At 48.2% G+C, this 20,668-nt stretch carries 14 protein-coding genes; 7 read left to right on the forward strand and 7 right to left on the reverse strand.

Going from position 1 to position 20,668, the window contains the following annotated elements; genetic code table 11:
• Positions 1–688: 688 nt before the first annotated feature.
• From IE117_RS07125 to IE117_RS07150, 6 genes are all read left to right on the forward strand, one after another.
• Positions 689–1,348, forward strand: coding sequence for a TolC family protein (locus IE117_RS07125; protein ID WP_189563610.1), 660 nt, complete (start codon positions 689–691; stop codon positions 1,346–1,348).
• Entirely contained in the window at positions 1,345–3,525 is a 2,181-nt protein-coding gene (locus IE117_RS07130; protein ID WP_189563611.1) for an exopolysaccharide transport family protein, read from the forward strand. The genes IE117_RS07125 and IE117_RS07130 overlap by 4 nt, the downstream gene beginning before the upstream one ends.
• A 2-nt stretch (positions 3,526–3,527) precedes the next feature.
• A complete protein-coding gene (locus IE117_RS07135; protein WP_189563612.1) occupies positions 3,528–4,721 on the forward strand; it encodes a glycosyltransferase in 1,194 nt (397 codons plus the stop codon).
• 192 nt (positions 4,722–4,913) lie between these two features.
• Positions 4,914–6,371 carry an O-antigen ligase family protein gene (locus IE117_RS07140; protein ID WP_189563613.1) on the forward strand — a complete coding sequence of 486 codons (1,458 nt, stop codon included), beginning with the start codon at positions 4,914–4,916 and terminating at the stop codon, positions 6,369–6,371.
• A gap of 315 nt (positions 6,372–6,686) precedes the next feature.
• Positions 6,687–8,054, forward strand: coding sequence for a flippase (locus IE117_RS07145; RefSeq protein ID WP_189563614.1), 1,368 nt, complete (start codon positions 6,687–6,689; stop codon positions 8,052–8,054).
• Between the two features lie 38 nt (positions 8,055–8,092).
• Entirely contained in the window at positions 8,093–9,310 is a 1,218-nt protein-coding gene (locus IE117_RS07150; protein WP_189563615.1) for a glycosyltransferase, read from the forward strand.
• Here the strand turns inward: IE117_RS07150 and IE117_RS07155 are convergent.
• The 6 genes from IE117_RS07155 to IE117_RS07180 all read right to left on the reverse strand — a co-directional run bounded on the left by IE117_RS07155 (position 9,273) and on the right by IE117_RS07180 (position 18,464).
• Positions 9,273–11,897 carry a hybrid sensor histidine kinase/response regulator gene (locus tag IE117_RS07155; RefSeq protein ID WP_229580447.1) on the reverse strand — a complete coding sequence of 875 codons (2,625 nt, stop codon included), beginning with the start codon at positions 11,895–11,897 and terminating at the stop codon, positions 9,273–9,275. The two genes, IE117_RS07150 and IE117_RS07155, sit on opposite strands and share 38 nt — an antisense overlap.
• Positions 11,898–11,914: 17 nt before the next feature.
• A complete protein-coding gene (locus IE117_RS07160) occupies positions 11,915–14,314 on the reverse strand; it encodes a T9SS type A sorting domain-containing protein (protein ID WP_189563617.1) in 2,400 nt (799 codons plus the stop codon).
• 367 nt (positions 14,315–14,681) lie between these two features.
• Entirely contained in the window at positions 14,682–15,455 is a 774-nt protein-coding gene (locus IE117_RS07165; RefSeq protein WP_189563618.1) for a glycosyltransferase, read from the reverse strand.
• Positions 15,456–15,488: 33 nt separating this feature from the next.
• Positions 15,489–16,346, reverse strand: coding sequence for a glycosyltransferase family 2 protein (locus IE117_RS07170; RefSeq protein WP_189563619.1), 858 nt, complete (start codon positions 16,344–16,346; stop codon positions 15,489–15,491).
• A complete protein-coding gene (locus tag IE117_RS07175) occupies positions 16,343–17,548 on the reverse strand; it encodes a glycosyltransferase family 2 protein (protein WP_189563620.1) in 1,206 nt (401 codons plus the stop codon). The genes IE117_RS07170 and IE117_RS07175 overlap by 4 nt, the downstream gene beginning before the upstream one ends.
• Before the next feature lie 4 nt (positions 17,549–17,552).
• Positions 17,553–18,464: a glycosyltransferase family 2 protein gene (locus IE117_RS07180; RefSeq protein ID WP_189563621.1), complete on the reverse strand. Its 912-nt coding sequence runs from the start codon at positions 18,462–18,464 to the stop codon at positions 17,553–17,555.
• 209 nt (positions 18,465–18,673) lie between these two features.
• Between IE117_RS07180 and IE117_RS07185 the strand changes: the two genes are divergently transcribed.
• Entirely contained in the window at positions 18,674–19,834 is a 1,161-nt protein-coding gene (locus IE117_RS07185) for a Gfo/Idh/MocA family protein (RefSeq protein WP_189563622.1), read from the forward strand.
• Positions 19,835–19,867: 33 nt separating this feature from the next.
• On the opposite strand, the gene IE117_RS26530 is transcribed toward IE117_RS07185, so the two are convergent.
• The gene (locus tag IE117_RS26530) at positions 19,868–20,659 is read right to left on the reverse strand and encodes a 4'-phosphopantetheinyl transferase family protein (RefSeq protein WP_374757952.1); all 792 of its coding nucleotides are present in this window, start codon (positions 20,657–20,659) and stop codon (positions 19,868–19,870) included.
• Positions 20,660–20,668: the final 9 nt, after the last annotated feature.

The raw sequence follows: 20,668 nt of genomic DNA on the forward strand, positions 1-20,668 counted from the left end.
TCCCGATTACGACCGAGTAGTCGGGAATCTTTTTGATTGATAGACCTCAGGCACTTTACTCGCCTTATTATGTTAAATGGGTTATACAGGCAATTGGAAAGGCATAATTCAATTGTGTTTATGATTAGCAAAATATACTGCCATGCCTTCGATAAAAAATGTGCATAGGACGGCACAGGCGATTCCAATCGGGTAATATGACCTTTTGCGTCAGATTTGCATTTATTCAGGTGATAATCGGATCGATAATTGCTTACTTATTGTCAAACTTGAAACATTTTCTAGTTTGCTTTTCGCCCGCCCCAAATTTGCTGTTCTCAAAGTCTTCGGCGCTACTTTTTTGTAGTGACATAATCCTTAAAGAGAGCAGCACATTCTCCTAATACTCACTGCGGAAGCATTCCGGATTGTAGTGGAATAGATGAAAACCCAAAATAAGACCATAAATGGGATTGGTGACAGGAAGGGAAATAGTATCCAGAAGTTGAATTTCTTTGGTTCTGGAATGTAGAAAACCTTTTCTTTGGGCTTAAATTCAAACAGAGAAAGTTATAAGATTAAAATCCGAATCACCGATATATTGTGATCACACCTAATTAACCTATTGATGATTTCGCTTTTACCTTCTGTATTCAACGCAAATAATAGAGGTCCAGGCAGCATATGTAACGTAAGAATCTCCGTTTGTTTGGCATTATTATTGCTTTTGAACAACTTGCCCGCTGCTGGTCAGGATGAAATTGATATTCAGGATGAAATCTCCTATCCACTATTGGAAAGGTTGATTGTGATTGCCAAAGCTAACTACCCCACCAAAAAGGCGTTCGACACTAAAGTCGAGATTGCCGAAAAGGGGATGAAACAGGCGCGCCTGTCGTATTTCGACATCTTTTCCTTCTCGTATCTGCTTACTCCCTTCGGCAGTTCGCAGGCCATTAATCCCAATCAGTTGAGCGGTTACCAATTCGGCTTTTTTGTCAACATCGGTAGCTTACTTCAGAAACCAACGCAGGTCAAACAGGCAAACGACTTGCTTCAGGTGGCAGACTTTGAAAAAAACGCGTACTTGTTGAGCCTGGAAGCCGAAGTGAGGCAAAGGTATTTTGAATACGCCAAAACCAAAGCCTTGTACCGTGCCGTATCGAAGTCATTCCTCGACACGCAGAGTTTGGCTGAAGATACTAAGTATCGTTACGAGCGCGGTGAGATTACCTTTGATCTCTACAACCGGGCTCTGCTGGAAAGGGCAACTCAACAGCAAAGCAAAATAACCATGGCGGCCAACATCCTGATTGCGAAAAGCAGATTGGAAGAACTGCTGGGCAAGAAACTGGAAGAGATTCGATGAACGAAATAAGCCACTTTCTAAAATTCCTGAGAAGGAGACTTTCTTTCCTAGTGGTCATCCCGCTTGTGGCGATGATTGTATGCTATTTTCTTATTCGGCGGTTACCCGACACCTATATTTCACGAGGGCGTATCGCGACGGGCATTGTCGATAAAACTAGTCAGCTTGTCTCCAATAAGATGCAAGTGCAGGAGTCGGAAATTGTCCAGAGTTTCGACAACCTGGTCCAGATGATGCGTATGAAAAAGATCATGGATCGGGTGTCTCATCGATTACTGATACACGACCTGACGGTACCCAAGGATTCTGTCTTTCTACCTCCGTCGGAAAAACTGGAAAACCTGAGCGCCACGACCAAGCAAAGGATAGCGAATATGCTCCGGCAGAGAGAGGATTCTTTGCCCGACCCTGTACCGGACAAGCTATCCGAGGCGAGAATGAAGGCCGTGAAGGACATTCTCGAAAGTATGGAATACGACGAGAACTCGCTGTTGGAAAGGCTCAATATTTATCGCCTTGCCACGAGTGACTACCTTGAAGTGGAGTTTGAGGCAGAAAACCCCCGGCTGACAGCATTCGTCGTGAATACCCATATTTCCAATTTTAAGGAAATGTACACACAGCGGTTGCTGGAAAGCAGCAATCGGTCCTTAGAGTTCCTGGACGATCTGGTGCTGCGGAAGCGCGACGCTCTTAACGAACGCATGGATGCCCTCAAGAACTACAAGATTAGAAACAATGTACTCAATCTGGATGAGCAGGCCAGAGGCTTGTACGCACAAATTCTTGACTTTGAGACTCGTCGTGAGGTAGCTAAGAAGGACGTGGTTGCGTATCGGGCAGCCCTGAAGAATATTGATCAACGTTTCGATCCGAAAGATCGCCGCTTTGTGGAAAGTGCTCTTTCTGACGCTAATCAGCGCATCACGCGAACCCGCAATGAACTTCAGAGTGCCAATGATCAATATATAAGAAGTAATTTTTCACCCGGCGCGAAGGCAAAGGTTGATTCATTACAGGAAATTCTTAGTCAACAGATCCGTATTGCCTCCGACGAGCCGATTTACAGTCCGCAGTCGGCAAAAGCTGACCTGGTCAGCCGAAAACTGGAGCTCGAGATTGCCATGGAACTGGCTCAAAGTAGCATTGCTTCCATTGATGCCCAAGTGAACAGACTCGATGAGAAATACAGTGGAATGGTTCCGGATGAGGCTAGTATTCAGCAATTAGAAGCGAGTATAGAGATTGCAAGTAAGGAGTATAGCGATGCGCTCCAGCGGTATAATGATGCCCGGTTGGAATCATATTCCCCCCTCACACTGACGATTGTGGAATGGGCCACCCTTGGGGAGCGACAGCCGTCCAAGAAAATTATTCTGCTTCTGGTAGCAGGGGTAGCTGCATTTTTACTTTGTCTTCTCGCTTTCTCACTCACCTATTTTCTGGACTTTTCTGTGAGAACCACGGCGCAATTGGCTGATGCCACAGGTTTGCCCGTACTGGGGCGAATCAACCGAATCTCTGATAACGGAGCACTTCGGGGGTTTGATGAGCTGGAGGCAAGTGACGAGTCTACCTTACTGTTTAAGGATTTGGTGCGTTCGATCCGGTACGAAATAGATGAAGAAGTAGCTAATCCGAAAATCGTTGCCGTTAGCAGCCTGCACGACCATGCGGGAAAGACCGACCTGACCTACGGTTTAGCGTGGGCTTACGCCCGCATAAACCAACGGGTACTTGTTGTCGATGGTAATTTCAGTCAGCCCACGATCAGCAGTCAGGCCAAGGCCAAAGCGGAATTGGGAGATTTTTTTACCCGTCAGGATTCCTATCTTTACCCGGATAGCGTGGATTTTCTTTCTACCGTCGGCGGTGATATGTCTTTACTGGAAATTGCCGATGAACGGACATTGCGGGAGAAATTTGCCCATTTGAAGGAACAGTATGACGTAGTGCTAATCGAAACGCCGGCGCTCACCACTACCAACCAGGCCAAAGAATGGATGTTGTTTGCGGATCGGATCGTGGTAGTTTTCAGGTATGGTAGGGCGTTTATGGAAGATGATAAGAGTAAACTCGAGTACCTCAGAAGCCGGAATGGGCAATTGTCCGGTTGGATACTGACCGGAACGGACAATGAAATAGAACCCATGGGAAGAGTCCTGAAGAAAATCTGACGATGGAAATCTTTTTCTTCCTTTTTGTGCTATTACAGGCGGCCATAGGTATTAACCTGGTTTTTCCGCTGATTCTGTACGGATTGTACCATTTCAGAAAAAGTCATGTGGCCAGGGCAGCATCGCCGCTGGTAAGTTCTACCAGGGAGGCCGACTATGCCATCATTGTGACGGCCTACCAGCAGACGCACCAATTGCCGGAGGTAATCGAGTCACTGTTGCGACTTCGCTACAACAACTACCATATTTACCTTGTAGGCGATAACTGCGATCCCGATAAGCTTCCACCGGAACAGCCCAAATTGAAGGTGCTGCGTCCAGAATCCGTACTGTCCAGCAATACCCGATCCCATTTTTACGCCATCCGTCGTTTTGAGCGTCCGCACGAAAGGCTTGTCATCATTGATAGTGACAATCTGGTAGATCCGGAATTGCTGAACCGGCTCAATGAACGATTTGATCAGGGCTTTCAGGCAGTTCAGGGGGTGAGAGAAGCAAAGAACATCGACACCGACCTGGCCCGGCTCGACGCCGCACGCGATATTTACTATCACTTTTACGATGGGAAGCTACTGTTCGGGGCAGGTTCTTCGGCCACCCTGGCTGGATCGGGTATGGCCTTTCAGGTAGATTTGTATGAGCAATGTCTGGGCAATAGCCCGGTAGAGGGGGCTGGTTTCGACAAGGTACTTCAAGCCGAAATCGTGCGGCGTGGAGAGCGGATTGCCTTTGCCCCCGAGGCTATTGTGTACGACGAGAAAACGACAGGCTCCCAACAACTTGTCGGTCAAAGGGCACGGTGGATTAATACCTGGTTCCGCTATTTTTCTTATGGTTTTGGAATTTTGGGTCGGGGTCTGTGGAGATGGGACCGCAATCAGATCCTGTTCGGAATCGTGTTGCTGCGACCACCGCTATTCCTTTTTTTGCTGGCGGCGGTTATCTTCGCACTCATCGACCTGGTAGTTTTCCCAGTCATGGCATTATTTTGGGCAGGGGGACTTGTTGCTTTCGTAGTAGGTTTTTTGGTGGCTTTACGCCATTCGCAGGCCGATCAGCGCATCTATGCTTCTCTGGCCCATGCTCCTCGCTTTGTGTTTTATCAGCTAATCGCTTTGCTTAAAGTGAAGCGGGCAAACAAGATATCCGTAGCCACCAGACACGGCGATCCCGACGCTTCCAAATCCAGAATGTAAACACTGCCCCGCTATGAAAGTCTACCCCAGAGTTGAGCAGAGTGAGAAGAAGAGACGGCTGGCCGAGCTGCCACCCATGAAAGTTATCCAGCGTTATACGGCTATAATAGTGGCTTTTGTAAGCGTATTTGTCTTTTTTTTAAAGCTCCTATTTTTCTGATAAAACTTCGCCATTGACACCCCGGTTCGTTTATGCCTGCAGTAGATTTCCTGAGAAAAAGTATCTGGGAAGAAAAACTCCTTAACCCTTTTGGGGCAGGGGTACTTGCATTGCTTGGGGCGGGTATTGCCTTCTTGGTAGGTTCCTTTGGTTTATTGCTTGGCCTTTTGCTGGTTGTGGCTTTGGTGGGCATTCCCACCTTATTTGGAATAATCGCTTTTCCGAAGTTTGGAATAGTGGTGTTCATCGTTGCGGCTTACCTGCTCTTTTTTGTCAGCAGGCTGGGCGTCGACTTTCCTGTGGGGACGGTAATGGATGGCATCGAGTGGCTACTGGTGTTGGGTACAATCCTGGCCCGGCGCCGTGAAACGGGAAAGTCTGTTTTCAACAGTTCCATCGGCATTATAACGCTTGTCTGGGTGGTTTACACCCTGCTACAGGTCATCAATCCCTGGGCTGAATCGCAGATGGCATGGCTCTACACCGTCCGGACCGTGGGGGCAGTTACATTAATGTACTATGTGTTTGTTTCCCATATCGACTCCCTGACATACCTGCGATGGCTGATTGGAATATGGGTGGGATTAGCTCTGCTGGGGGCATTGTACGGCTTGAAGCAAGAATTTATCGGTTTTACCGATATGGAGTATCAACAGCTTATTTCCGACCCAAAATTGATCGAGCTGATGTTCCTATTCGGGCATTGGCGCAAGTTTTCGGTCTTCTCCGACCCCGTAGCCTTTGCCTACAACATGGTGATGGCCGCGCTGATTTGCATTTGCCTGCTCAAGATAAGCAAAGGATTCTTTCGAAAGTTGGGCTTGGTACTTATTGCGGTACTTTGTGCAGCCTCCATGCTTTATTCGGGAACCCGGGGGGGCTATGTGCTGATTCCAGCCGGACTCGCAATGTTTTTCATACTCCGTTTCAACCGTACTTTGTTGGTACTGGCGGCCATGGGAGCTTTTGCCTTCGCTGTCCTGATTATGATTCCTACCAGCAACCCTACTTTGTTCCGCTTTCAAACGGCCTTCAAACCATCCGACGACGACTCTTTCAACTTGCGCATTATGAACCAAAAGCGCATTCAGCCGTATATTCAACAACATCCCATCGGTGGGGGGCTGGGAGCGACAGGAGTTTGGGGTCAGCGATTTGCGCCGGATTCCTATTTGGCTAATTTTCCACCCGACAGCGGTTACGTACGTGTAGCGGTAGAAATGGGTTGGATAGGGCTGTTCCTGTTTTGCCTAATGATATTCATTATACTCAAGACAGGTATCGACCATTTTTTTCTGATTCGGAATGAAGAAATAAAGACCTATTGCCTGGCGATGACACTTGTGATATTTGTGCTAGGCATTGGTAGTTATCCGCAGGAGGCATTCGTGCAGTTTCCTTCCAACATACTATTTTACCTGGCAGCGGCAATCATTCAGGTTTCTTTGGGGCTTGACGCCAGGATCTCAGCCTCGGAAGTACCCGGATAGCATGGTGGCGTGCGATAATGGACCTGAGAACCAGGAGTCCGATATTAATGGCAGACTGTTTATTATTTTATAATTAGCCCTAATCCTCACGCAAATTCGATTTCTTTGCATTTTTGAAGGCTACACGGCTAATGTTATGCTTTACGGTTTTGCGGTTCTGGCCAAAATATGCAGCCATCGATTCATTGTCAAATACAAGAAAGCTTCTCCAGAACCATACACTCGTTGCAGCGCCGCCACATTGTACACTATTTCAGATGAAAACATGAAGAAATACGTGCGAATGCACCCTCAGTACTCCTGTTTCACAATCGTATGAAGGATTCCGACCAGAAAGACAACTATTGGCTGATATCGGGTACCCTTTCGATACTCCAGAACTTCTCGGGGGTACTTTTCGGATTTGCCAGTTTCTTCATCCTGGTACGCAGCGTCAGCAAATCGGATTTCGGCTCATGGGTGCTCTTCATGTCCACGATCATGATCATGGAGTCTATCCGCACCGGACTGATCCAAACGGCCCTCATTCGGTACCTGGCAGCCAACGAGCCCGATAAACACCCTCCGATCATCACCGCGTCGGCAATACTCAGCGGAATTGTTACGGTTCTGTGTGTGGTACTTAACGTACTCTTTTCCGGCTACCTTGCTGCCCTTTGGGATTCGCCCCAACTCGTCGACCTTTTTCTGGTGTATAATATCGGCTTTATCCTGTCGGGATTTCTAAACCTGTTCAACTATATAGAGCAGGCCTATCTAAGTTTCAAAGGCATATTTTTGACCAATCTGGTGCGTCAAGCCCTTTTTTTTCTTTTTGTGGCCGTCGCTTTTTTCGTTGACTACCCGATTCAACTGATTGAACTGGTCTGGGTGCAGGTTTTCAGCCTGCTGGCGGCAGCCATCCTGGCTTATTTTTTTGTTAAAGATAAATTACGTTTTTCGCTGGCCGACAGCCGGGCATGGACCAGTAAGCTATTCGGGTACGGCAAGTACGCGTTTGGGACTCTGATCAGCTCAATGCTGTCTGGTACATTGGACCAGATGATGCTCGGAGCTATGCTCTCCCCGGCGTCGTCGGGGGCGTACAACATTGCGGTCAGAATTGCCAATTTGACCGACATCCCAACGAATGCGATGGCCGTGGTGGTATTCCCACAAAGTGCGAAACGGATGGCAGAAGAGGGAAAGTCGGCCATTAAGTACCTCTACGAGCGGTCGGTCGGCATTACCCTGGCCATACTCCTGCCGATGATTCTGTTTCTTTATTTTTTCGCTGACTGGACTATCAATATGATTGCGGGCGAACGGTTTGACGACTCCATACCATTGCTGAAAATCACGCTGTTGTATTCTTTGCTGGTTCCCTTCGGTCGTCAATTCGGTAATATTCTCGACTCGATCGGAAAAACTAAAATAACGTTTCTGGTGGTTTTACTCAACACGGTAATTAATCTGGGACTGAACTTCTTGCTCATCAAAAAGATAGGAATTATGGGCGCGGCCTACGCCACCCTGACCTCCAACTTCATAGGTTTTATCATTGCCCAGATCATCCTGAAGAAGGAAGCTTCGGTCAATGTGTTGAATACATTCATTTACATGTTTCGCTTCTATCCTGAGTTCTTCACCCAGTACGTCCGACCGATTATGCTCAAAACTTGGGCGAAGTTTCATAGCAATTGAAAGTCTGACGGCCAGCTCATAATTCGTTCTTGAACAGCATGGATCTCAAGGGAAAAAACATAGTCTTTTTCAGTTTATTCCGGTTCGACGCTGATATCGAGTCTACGGCATTTTTTCTGGCCCGGCAGCTTGCGCTGGAAAACAATGTGTACTACTTCGACAACGCCTATACCTTCAATGATTGGGTCAAGAAGAGAAAAACGCCTGCGTTCCGGACGAGACAGGGCAAATTCGGGCTCTTTTCGGATGAACCCATCGCTTATCCCGGCAGCTCTATCGAGATCCATATCCTGCCCGTGTTACTGTCCATTCGCTTTTTGCCCGAAGGTAAAATTTACCGCACCCTTTTAAAATTCAACGAATACCTGATCCGCACTAAAATCCGCCATATCCTCAAGAAGAGGGGGGTACATGATTTTGTCTTTATCAACTCTTTTAATTTCCATTTTCCCGGGGTGGCCGGGCCACTGCATCCGCAGCTTACAGTCTACCACTGCCTCGACCCGATCGTCGGTGATTTCGACAGGCGCCACGGCCTGATTTCGGAGAGGCATTTGTCGGAAAACGCTGATCTCATTATTTGCAGCAGCAGGCAATTGTTTCAGGAGAAACGCACCGTAAATCCCGAAACCTATTTTGTGCCCAATGCTGCCGATCTGGAACATAGCCGTCGTGCCCTGGACCCCGGTTTGCTACCGTCGCCTTTGTTGGCCAATGTACCGCACCCCATTGTTGGTTATCTTGGCAGCATCGAACACCGGATGGATTTTTCCCTGTTGACACACTTGGTCCAGCAACATGCCGACAAGAGTTTTGTGCTGGTCGGGCCGATCTATGCTGCCATACCGGAAGTTTTGAAACGCGCCCCCAATGTGTATTTTCCCGGTAAAGTTCGTTTCTCTGATGCGCCTAGTGTCATGAAAGGATATGATTTATGCATCATTCCATTTAAAAAGGATGAGCACAGTGCATCGATTTTTCCTTTGAAACTATTTGAATATTTGGGGGCAGGAAAGCCGGTAGTCATCTCTGACTTCAACCCCGATCTGGCGGATTTTACCCTCGGCTCTGTGGCGATGTGTGCCACTCCGGCTGCTTTCGTAGAAGCCATCCAGGAAGCTTTGGACAATGACTCCGACGAGCGGAGAGCGGAACGAATCAGCGTGGCTTCGAAGAATACCTGGAAGCAACGGGCCAAAGACTTCTCCGGCCTAATTGCTACGGCGCTTGCGCAACAAACTGTGGGGAAACCATAGCTTGCAACTCCCGCAATCCGGCTATCAACTCCTGTTCAAGTTCACATATTTTTTCCAGTAAGTTATCAGGGAGTGAATTAGCATTTAAGGCTTTTTCGATATCCCTGAATTTATTCGCCGTCGAGAGCAGGGCTACTGAAATCAAAGAAGAGCGCAATTCGTGAATAAGTTTACATAGCTTGAGATAATCTTTCTCGTTTTCCGCTTTATAAATTTGCTCGTAAAGTACCGGGCTGCTGGTTTCCAGCAGTTCGATCAGTTCGTCTCGAAGCCCTTCGTCATCCGCCGTAATCTCCTTCAGATAATCGACATCAATCAGCGATTCTCCCGCGGGGAGTGTCGAACTATTCTCTGATTCGTTTGTGGTCAAAGGTTTCGTCTTCTGCGTAAGACTGATTACTTCCCGAAAGAGATCGGCCTCTTTGAAGGGTTTTGAAATATAGCCATTGGCTCCTATCCGGGTTCCCTCATCTTTCTCGCCTACCATAGCGTGGGCGGTTAAGGTAATGATCGGGACGTCGAGTCCCAGGGTATTCCGGATTTCCTTAATAGCTGCATAGCCATCCATGACCGGCATTTGCACATCCATGATCACGACATCATATGACTGAGTTTTCAGTTTTTTGATGGCTTCCAAGCCGTTATTAACGATTGTTATATCGGCACCAGCTCGATCAAATATAGCTTGTATGAGCTTTTGGTTAAGTAAGTTATCCTCTGCCACAAGTATATTGAGCGAGGCCAGATGGCAAGGCGATGAATTTTCCAGATCGTTAAATTCAGGACTAACCTGGTCTTCCAGAATGATAAAATCGAACTCAATGGTGAATTTCGTTCCCTTGCCAAGGGTACTTTCAAGCCTCAAATCTCCCCCCAGAAGTTTTACCAAGGCCTTCGTAATGGAGAGCCCCAAGCCCGTACCTCCGTATTTGCTCCTCGTATTTTCGGAAGCCTGGACAAATCGGTTGAAAATTTGCTTCTGTTTGTCCTTCGGAATTCCAATACCGGTGTCTGTTACTGTAAACTGAATGCGCTGAACGTTTCTTCTGATTTGTCCGAGTGGCATTACGTCAAGCCTGACGTACCCCTTTTCAGTGAACTTGACAGCATTCCCACAAATGTTCAGCAGTATTTGGGTAAGCCGTAGTTTATCTGTGAGAATGGCATAGGGCAAATTGTGAGAAAAATGTTGCTGAAAGGAAATATTCTTCTCGGTTGCTTTTTGCTTGACAATGATCCCGACCGAATCAATGATTTCCCGGATAGAGGTGGGGCCTTTGTCGAGAAGGATCTGGTCAGCTTCAATTTTAGAAATATCCAGCAAATCATCGATCAGTTCCAGGAGATTGCGACTGGCTACCTGGATATAGCCGACGTACTCGCCCGTTTTGCCGCCTGTACCTTCTTGTATCAACCGATTGGTGAAACCCAGAATGGCATTCAGCGGAGTGCGAATTTCGTGACTGACATTGGAAAGGAAAACGTCTCTCGTCTTGACCGACTGCTCTGCAAGATTCCTGGCTGCATTGAGGTTCATGGCATAGGCCTCTTGCTCAGTAACATTGCGAAAAATCGAGATGGCGCCCACGATTTCCCCGTCCAATTCGTAGATGGGTTCGACATTGGTTTCTACCTTAATTACTTCTGTTCCCTGTTTAATATCAATCCTGTTGCCGATGGCCTTGTTTCCCGCGAGACCCTGGCAAATGGGCAAATCATCGCTCTTGAACTTTTCGCCTTGCGTCAGCGGATTATTGAGCGTCGTTTCGGCAAGCAAATCATCTAGATTTTGAATTTTTTTGTTTTTGGGCAGGCCTAACATGATGCGCCCCGAAAGGTTGATGAACGTGACCTCTTTCCTGGGGTTGATAACCATTATACCGTCCGGAATAGCCTCCAGATATTGATTGAGCAAACGTTCCTTTTGAAAAATCTGACGTCTGAGAGCGAGCTGTTTTTTACGGTCTATAAACAGCAGATACAGCGACAAAAGCGTAATGCCAAAGCCGGCGATACCCGTGATGATAATATACATCGTGGCTCGCTGCCGGTTTCGATTGAACTGATTCCGACGGGCAGTTAGATCGATTTCAGCTTGCTCTTCAAATTCTTCGATTTCGCTCTTTATTTTTTCAAACAACAAACTTCCTTTCCCGCTATTAATGAGGTCGAAGGCTGATTGTGCCCCGCTCGTTCGGTAGGTATCAAGTACAGACTCTGAAAAATGGACGAGCTCTTCTGTAGCAGCCATCATTTCTTTGATACGAATCCTCTGGGGCGCGTCATCTTTCGACAGCTCCAGAAGAATATTGCTGATTGAGGTCAGTTGAGAGCGGGAGCTATTAATTCCCGTCAGTAGCTTTTCGTCCTTAGTGATCAGGTACTCACGCAGATCATAATCAATTTCTTTTGTGACCTGCTTGTACCTGGAAACCTGATTGACCACATAAGTCGTGTTGGTGACCAGTAAGTTCTGCGATGATAGGTGGCCGAGATTTTTATAGGCATAGGAAAGGGCCAGTAGTATCAGCAACATTCCAAGGGAAATGCTGAAATAGGATACCATTCTTCTGTCCAGACTGCTCATATGAAATATAACTCCAATCAGTTGAGATTTACTACTTTTTTGAAGGCCCGCTTTTCATTCTGCCTGAGCTCTAAGATATACTCCCCTGCGGGCAGTTTCGACAGATCAATAAAATGATCGATTTTCTTAGTTCCGGCGGGCAAAGTTACTTGTTTGTGGAGGTGACCGGACGATGCACTGAAAATATTGATTAAAACTTCACCATTTCCTTCGTTATTCACCCTTACCCGAAATTGTCCGTTGATCACCGGATTAGGATACACGATCAATTCCAACTGCGCATCCAAAGGATTTACTCCGGTAACCAGTGTGGGCGGCGTGTCAGGTGGGTCAAGCACGACAAAAACTGGTGTCTCTCCCACTTCGATCCTGGCTTTGCCGTTCGTAATCGTAACGTCGGTCCACGCCATGTCGTCACGGCCCGCCGTTGGACGGTAAACTCGAGCCACGCTTGCATTTCCGGTTGGCAAATCGTAAAGCGCAGTGCGGCCCACTTCATCCGGCACTACAAGAGCATACATACGAGTTCCCTGCGCTGCATACTCGTCTACAATGGGATTCTGATTCAGGGTGCGCACGTAGTAGTAGGCGCCGAATAAGTTTTTGGTCTGGCGTAGATAATCAGCCGCCGGGCGTCGTGTTCCGTTGGTATTCAGGAGTCCGGATGTCGAAAACATGGTTCCGGACTCGTTGTCATCATACATTTGATAAAAAAACACTCGCTGAATCCCGTGCCGCGCCGAAAACAAGGACGTTCGCAGGATCCAGTCGGCCTGGGTGATCAGGGGCGACTTTTGGCCTATAGGAATGGCTTTAATCGGACTTTGCTGATTTATGTCGAAGCCTGTTTCAGTGATCCATACAGGAAGTCCATCGCATAGTTCATCCGATACCCGGATAAAAGCGTCTGCTATTGCTCCGGCATTGGATCTTTCAGGAGCCGCACCACGCGTGGAAGTACCACTTTGGGAAGAGGAGGCATTATCGGTATAAATGTGGTAGTTGATAACGTCCCAGCAAAGATTCACCTGACCGTTGGCTTTGTAACCCCGGAACTCCTTACACCAGTCAACCATGGCCCGGACGTAATCGGCTCCGGAAACCAGCCCGCCGATGACGACCTTCATGTTTGGGTCGGCATTTTTCACGCCGACGCCCGCTCCCATGCTATTTTTATGACCATCGTAAAAGGCGGACATGTTGGCCGCGTACTCCCGGGCGGTTTGGTAGGCTTTTCTCCCTTTCCACCATTTGTCCCTTTCATTGTCACACTCGATATATTTGATCAGGTCAGTGCCTATCCTTACCGTATTTGGCTGATCACCGGGCCAGCGAGGTTTTTCATAAACACTAAGCAACTTGGGGTCGACCCCTTTGTTGCTCCCATAGCGGGCAGCGTATTGAAAAGCGACTCTGGCCTGTTCGAGGTAGGAGGTGGGGTTGTCGAAAGGGCGCCCGTAACGTACAGGGACGTTCTCGGCGTCCCGCTCTGCCGCCGGATAGGTGGCAAGCATCCAGTCGGGCAGCGTCTTAAGACAGGCCAGTACTTCGATACCATCAGCTTTGCACCGCTCGTAAATCTTGTCATAATGCCACCCACCGCTCAGAGTGGGGCTGTACGAGAAGACACCTTCGGTGGATTCCAGCCTTTGCCAATCCATGTAATGTCGGATCCCGGAGAAACTTTTGGCCAGTTCCATTTTCGGCTCCACAATTTGTGAAGGAAGGTCTGGGTCAAGGAAATTCCATTCATAAGCGTTTACTCCCAGCATATCGCGGAGTTTTATGGGGCGGACTGTCGGAGTTACTGGTGGGGAACTACCGGGCTTGTAGTCACCATACAGTTCAAGTTCGGTGGGAAGACCACCTTGAATGGTCAGGACGAGATACCTTATATTTTGTACCGGGGTGTCCAGGCTGAATTTTGCATCCCCGCTGGCTTTGCGGTCGGGAGAAGGACCAACCCAGTCATTGTAAATGCTGCCCGTAAATGTAGCGAGAGGGACCCGTTTCCAGTCCGAAGTAATCACTGAGAGACGGGCTGGTTTATTAACAAAAGTGTCCTCGAAATCAAACATTCTAATGTGATCGATGCTCATACTTTCGCCTTCCCGCAGCGGGTAATAGGCATCATAAGTATTGAGTACCAGCCCGTACCCCAGCTGGACGTTTTTCTGGGTCTCCCCATCGAATAGTCCGGCCAGATTGCTGGTCGTGTTATTGAGGATGTACCATCTTGTGGGGTCAATGGGAATCCGGCGGGCCGGATCAAGGGCGGCTTTGGACGCAGCTTCTTGGCTATTGGCTGTACCTTCGGCAGTAGAGCAGGTAACGATTCCGAAATGGGAAGCTGTGGTGATCAGCACCAAGCCCAGCAATAGTGTGACTTTTAACAAAAAGTTAAAGACTTTATTCATGATATTGTAGTGTGTGCGCTGCAAGCCAATAGCTTATGACTTGAAAACTATACTGCTAAGATGGTGATTTTTTGACAAATTCTTCTACTTGTGTCAACTTCGCCAACTCTGAATTTGAAAAAAAAACCAGTCGGATACCGATGCTGTGCGAATAGGTCGAAGAGGGCAGGCCGATTTGGCGTCCGGTCAAACATACCGTAGTTATGTACGCCGACCAGAGGAAGAAAGTCCATTTACACCCCCGCAAATTGCTTTGAATAAAAGCGAGCCTTGGCAAATTTATCGTTGCAGGGGATAGTTAGAATTAGAAAGGTACTTCAGCAGTACTCCACAAAAAGTACTGCGATCTTTAATCACATAAAATAACTCACTTCCTACCCATCAGGTAATCCCGATTCATCTTGAAGTGGCGGTATAGATTACGGGCTGCGGTAACAAAAATATTGTCGGTCTGCCGCCAAAATTCCCGGCTGATGGTACTTGGCTCTTCGCTGCTGTTGCTTTGGGTCAATAAGTCCTGATACGCCTCAAAAAAAACACCTTTCCCCTTGTTGTGTAAAAAGGACATCATCATCAGGTACTCGGTCTTGTCAGGCCGAGTGTCTTCCCTGAACCTTCCGAATTTTTGAAAAAATGTGGAACGCCGCAGGTGGGGATGGTCACTGTACATAAAGAATTTCCGATAACCCGCCTTAAAAGGACTGAACTGCATTTCGGCAAATCCATCGCCGATGGGACGCAGGTAAGGATACTTAAAGTAGGCGTAAAAGCGGGCGATGTCCATTTCGGGGTTTTCTTTGAGGATGGACAAGGCCTTCGACAAAGCTGGGACAAAACTGGGGTTGGGCACAAAGTCCTCTTCGATGAAGAGCGTATACTCTGTTTTTACCGCATCTTGCCCTTTATTGAAATTATGCCCCATACCCATGTTTTTTGGTACGGTGAGCAGCGTGAAGCCCTTCTCTCGTTGCAGGTTTTGCAGCTTTTCGACGTGTTCCGGGCGGCTGCCATCATCAGTGACGATGATGTTGCCGAATTCCAGACCCAGTTCGTCAACCAAATGTACGAGCCTCGCCAGCGACTGGCTACGATTGTAGTGAGAAATCAATAGCGTGATTTCGGGAAATGAGTGTGTGTGCATTGGTGCGGTTTAATAAATCATTACAGCTTCCAATCAAGATACTACTCCAAACTGGCGTTTGACCCGCCTTATAAATGCTTTGGTGAGGCCGCCATCGTCCATAAGCCGCCTAGAAGAGGTAAATACCCGGGCCTTTGGGTGCGTCACCCAGGATAGTTTTCCTGTTTTCATTAAATTTATAGCCATTCGGCCATCTTCGGAATCGTTGACAAAATCACTGCCCGATACCTGGTCTGCGTACACACGGTTGCCTTTTACGAGAAAGCCCCCGTTACGAAGACCAGTTTCGGTGACTAAACCCATGTTAAACCCATAGACGTTCAGGTATTCTTTGTTCATTCTGCGATAGCGAATGAGCAAGCTGCCGATTGATTCGTAAAGCCAAAGCCCCAAGCGGCTTTGCCCCTTGGGAGGGAGAAATGAATAGATACCGTAAACTCCGGTGACTGCCTCGCTGTCCTGCATTGGCTTTACCATCAGATCAATCCAATCAGGAGGGTAAAGAGTATCCGAGTCGGCACAAAGGTGATACTTGCCTCTGGCATTTTCCAGCCCAAGCTGTCGGGCATAGGGTGTCCCTTGCACAGGCTGCTGGACACTTTTTACACCAAGAGTGTCAAGGACTTTCTGCGTATCATCCGTCGAGTTATTGTTGACTGCAATAATTTCGACGGCAAGCTTGGAACTGGAAGCCGCTAGGGAGGATAATGTCCGGTAGATGTTATTTTCTTCGTTCCAAACGGGAATGACCACACTGACTTCCGGATCGGAAGAATTGAAACGCTGGAGAGCGTTTTGAATGTTGCTTATTTCCCCAACCGACAAATCTTTGAACTGCTTATCCTCAAATAAATGAGGCCTGACCCATTGTGGTAATGAAAATAAGCTCATAATCGACGGATTTTTTCCTGGGTTTGATTGGCTGCTTTTCTCTTCGATTTATCCCACGCGGCGCTCTGATTACCAAAAAAGTAACGTCTGATTCCCATCACGACCGCGTAGTTCATCATACAAAAGTAATAAGGTACAAAGAGGATTTTACTCTTTACCTTTTTATTTTCCAAAAACCAACCCGCCAGGGCCATACAGTAAAAAAGCAGCTGGGCTGAAAGTAGAATCGCGTATGGCTTTTCACCCGTGGCTATGACAATGAGCAGGTTGGTAATCAATGCCAGTATCATCAGGAAAGGAGCCACCGTCCAGCGCAACACCCGGTGACTGATGTACTGGAAGGTGAGCAGCGGGTTCCGAAACGGGTTGGCCGCTTCTTTCAGCCTACTAATGGACTGGATTCCTCCGGCGGCAATTCTGATTTTCCGCTTCAACTCTTCGCCGATGTTCTCGGACGATAACTCTGTGGCGTACGCTTCGGGCTCGTATACGATACGATAGCCCCGCTGCGCGATTTGCATCGATATCATGAAGTCGTCCAGAATGGTATCGTCAGGAACATCCTCATACAGCGACCGCCGAACGCTGAACAATTCGCCCGCTGCCCCCACTACGGAGTGGAGTTCTGAGTCCCACTTTTTCAACGTAGACTCGTATTTCCAATACATGCCTTCACCAGCCGTCGCATCCGCATCTTCTTCTATCCTGACGCGCTTTTCGCCCGAAACAGCTCCTACTGTTGGGTCTTGATAATGTCTGGCCAGGAGCAGCAGGGCGTCTTTATTGAGAAAAGTGTTGGCGTCGGTAAAAACTACTACCTCCGCCTCTACCCGCTGCATGGCCCGGTGAATGGCGTGGATTTTGCCCTTCCGCTCCGGTGAGTGCATAAGCTCTACGTCTGGATAATCACCTACCACCTCCGGGGTGCCATCGGTTGATCCGTCTGTAATAAAAAGCAAAGACAACTTTTCGGCGGGATAACGCAACGCGAGGGTGTTTTCAATTTTAGCCGTCATAATGTCGGCCTCATTGTACGCCGCAACTACCAGCGTCAGCGAAGGATGACTACCCTCGGGCAATGCCATCGCACCCCTTTTGCCTTTGATCAAACGTCTCACCCGAACCAAGCCAAAAAGTACCAGCCCATAGCCGACATACGCGTAAAGGACCGTAAAAGCTGAAACCCAAAAAAGAATTTTCATCCGGTTATAGTGGATATCCCAGGTCGGGACTGTCCGGTTTGTGGGTAAAATGCCAGCGTATGGCACTAAAAAATACCTTGATGAACCCGTATTCCCTGTTTTTGAGGTAAGTCAGCATATTTCGGGGTGTTACGACAAAAGCGTAGTAGGCACAAAATCCCAGAAAGGCCAGTGGAGAGGCGTGTTTGCGCATGAACAGGATGCGGTTGCGGGTCATGAAGTACTCCTTCAATGCCGACCGTTTTCCCACTGACACGGATTCTTTGTGGTAAATAGCGGCGTCAAGATTAACGTACAACTCATAGCCCGCTTTTTTTATTCGCTCCCCCCAATCCAGTTCTTCGTAATACAGAAAATAGTTGGTATCCATGAGTCCGGCCTTTTCGGTGGCTGTCTTTCTGACCATCATGGCGGCACCATGAACGTAGCCCGTTTCGGTGCTCACACCATTGTATTGTCCAGCATCGGTTTCATATTGCCCGACACATTTGTTTCGGCCCGTCAGGAAATTCATAGCTGTGTAGCCCGCATACTGAATGAGATGGCGATCCTCTGCGTAAAGTATTTTGGGAGAAACCATGCCAGCTTTCGGATGAAGTTGGAATGTCTTGACCAGGGTTTGGATCAGGCCGTCCGTAATTTCGGTGTCGTTGTTTATCAGGAAATAGTAGTTTCCCCGGGCTGCAGCTATGCCTAAATTATTGCCTCCGGCAAAACCCAAATTTTCCTCCGACCGAATAAACGTAAAATCTGGAAAACGCGCCCGCCAGTCGGTTGTCCAATCCTGCCGGCTCCCGTTGTCCACCACAATGACTTCGATGGCAGGATGTGTATTGAATTGTAGAATGGATTGGAGGAGCTCTTCCGTGACGGCGGGTTGATTGAAGTTCACAGTGACGATCGAAACCAAATCCATGAGTGTGTGCCTTACGGTGAAAATGCCTGTATCCGCCAAAAATACAAATAAAGTTCAGGAGATCATTTGTCGGCGACTGATATAGCTTATTTGCTGTCCGATACCCTGCCACCCGCTCGTCGGGCAGTTTTTCTTTACATTTAATCCGCCGCTGTTTTGAGTATTTATTACAGTTTTTTGGTTTCTTATCTATATAATCAGAAAAGACTATGAGCTCAAAAAACGAAAATCGAAGAAAATTTCTGCTTCATTCCGCGCAATCAGCGGCTGGGTTAATGATGGTGCCACTGATCGGCAAAGCTGGCGATATACCTGCCGAACCTACTGAAGCGTCACAAACAAATCGGCCTTACGTCGCTCCGCGCATCAAATTCGCCGTCATCGGCATGAACCATGGCCACATCTACGGACAGGTCAATGCCGTCGAGCGGGGTGGGGGAGAGCTGGTGGCTTATTATGCCAAGGAAAAGGAGTTGATGGATGACTTTAAAAAACGCTTTCCCAAGGTCAAGGCGGCAGCCAGCGAACAAGAGATTCTGGACGATAAATCAATTCAGCTGGTTCTGAGCGCCGGCATCCCACAGGAGCGTGCGCCGCTGGGCATCCGGGTGATGAAGAGCGGGAAAGATTACATGTCCGATAAGCCGGGCATCACTTCGCTGGCGCAGCTGGCGGAGGTCCGAAAGGTGCAGAAAGCCACCAAGCGGATTTATTCCATCATGTACAGCGAGCGCTTTGAGAACAGGGCAACCGTCAAGGCAGGCGAGTTGGTGAAGGCGGGGGCCATCGGAAAGGTGGTTCAGACCATCGGCCTTGGCCCGCACCGCATGAACCCCAAGTCGCGGCCCGACTGGTTTTTCAAAATGAGCGATTACGGTGGCATCATCACCGACATCGGTTCGCACCAGTTCGATCAGTTCCTGTTCTTTACGGGAAGTACCGAGGCGCATGTCGTAGCTTCGGAGGTGGGTAATGTGGGCCATCCGCAGTATCCGGATTTGCAGGACTTTGGCGACGTGATGGTGCGCGGCAACGGTGGCATGGGCTACGTGCGCGTGGACTGGTTCACACCCGATGGCCTGAAAAGCTGGGGCGACGGACGACTGACCATTCTGGGAACGGAGGGCTTTATCGAGATTCGTAAGAATGTAGACATCAGCGGTAGTCCAGGGGGAAATCACCTGTTTCTGGTGGATAATAAGGAGACTAAAACCATCGACACCAGCAACGTGGATTTGCCCTACGGGCGGCAGTTGGTGGACGATGTGATCAACCGAACGGAGACGGCCATGACGCAGGCCCATTGTTTTTTGACGATGGAACTGGCACTGAAGGCGCAGGCGGAAGCGGAGCGGATTAAGCTGTCTTGAAGGTAGTTGAAACGGCTGGCATTTGAGTTTTTTCTACCTCCTGTCGGGGGAAGGGAAAATACCATGGTCAAGTGTATAAAACCGGATATTTTTAGGATAGCGATTATACGCAATCGCTGCTGGATATTCCTCAGCAACGTGAAAGCTATCAATTATCCAATCTTGAGCTGCTTCCAACAGGGTAGTTTTCCAGGTGTGGGTTCCAGTCAGGGCCGGAACCTGAGAGAAAGCCTCATCAATACCACGGCCAATTGCCTTCACAATCGCCTCTTTCCTGGTCCATAACTCGTAAAAACGGACTGTCGACTTCCCATCAGCTTCAATGTACTCTTGCTCTTGTGCACTGAAGCTGATGGGAATCATCTCTGTGAAAGCGAAATCAGGCTTTATTTCTTCCACATCAATGCCCACGCTATACTTGCCAATAGCCAGTAAGATCCAGTTTCCTGAATGAGTAGCGTTTACGTGCCAACCGAGACTATCCGATAATTCAGGTTTGTTTCTCAAACCCTTAGTCAGGTGAATGGCCAACGGATTTTGATTGGTGTATCTCCCAACCAGGGCTCTTAAAAGACTTCGTGTATACAGCGAACGTAAACGGTCATCCTTTCGATGGTAGCGTCCACCCCGCTCAATTTCATCCGTGTGAAGCAGTACAGGCCAATCTGGGGGGATAGCGTCCTCTGCATAATAAAATCGAAATACCGCTATATCATCCGTGTATAAACACCTCCTCCAATCGTGCCATTTGACACGTCCATAATTTTTGCATACGATTGAGCTGGGGGCCTGTTGTGCGTGTAAATTTGTGCCTGAGGTACTCATGAGCCATTT

Origin of the sequence: Persicitalea jodogahamensis, from assembly GCF_014651615.1 — a bacterium.
Classification (GTDB): domain Bacteria; phylum Bacteroidota; class Bacteroidia; order Cytophagales; family Spirosomataceae; genus Persicitalea; species Persicitalea jodogahamensis.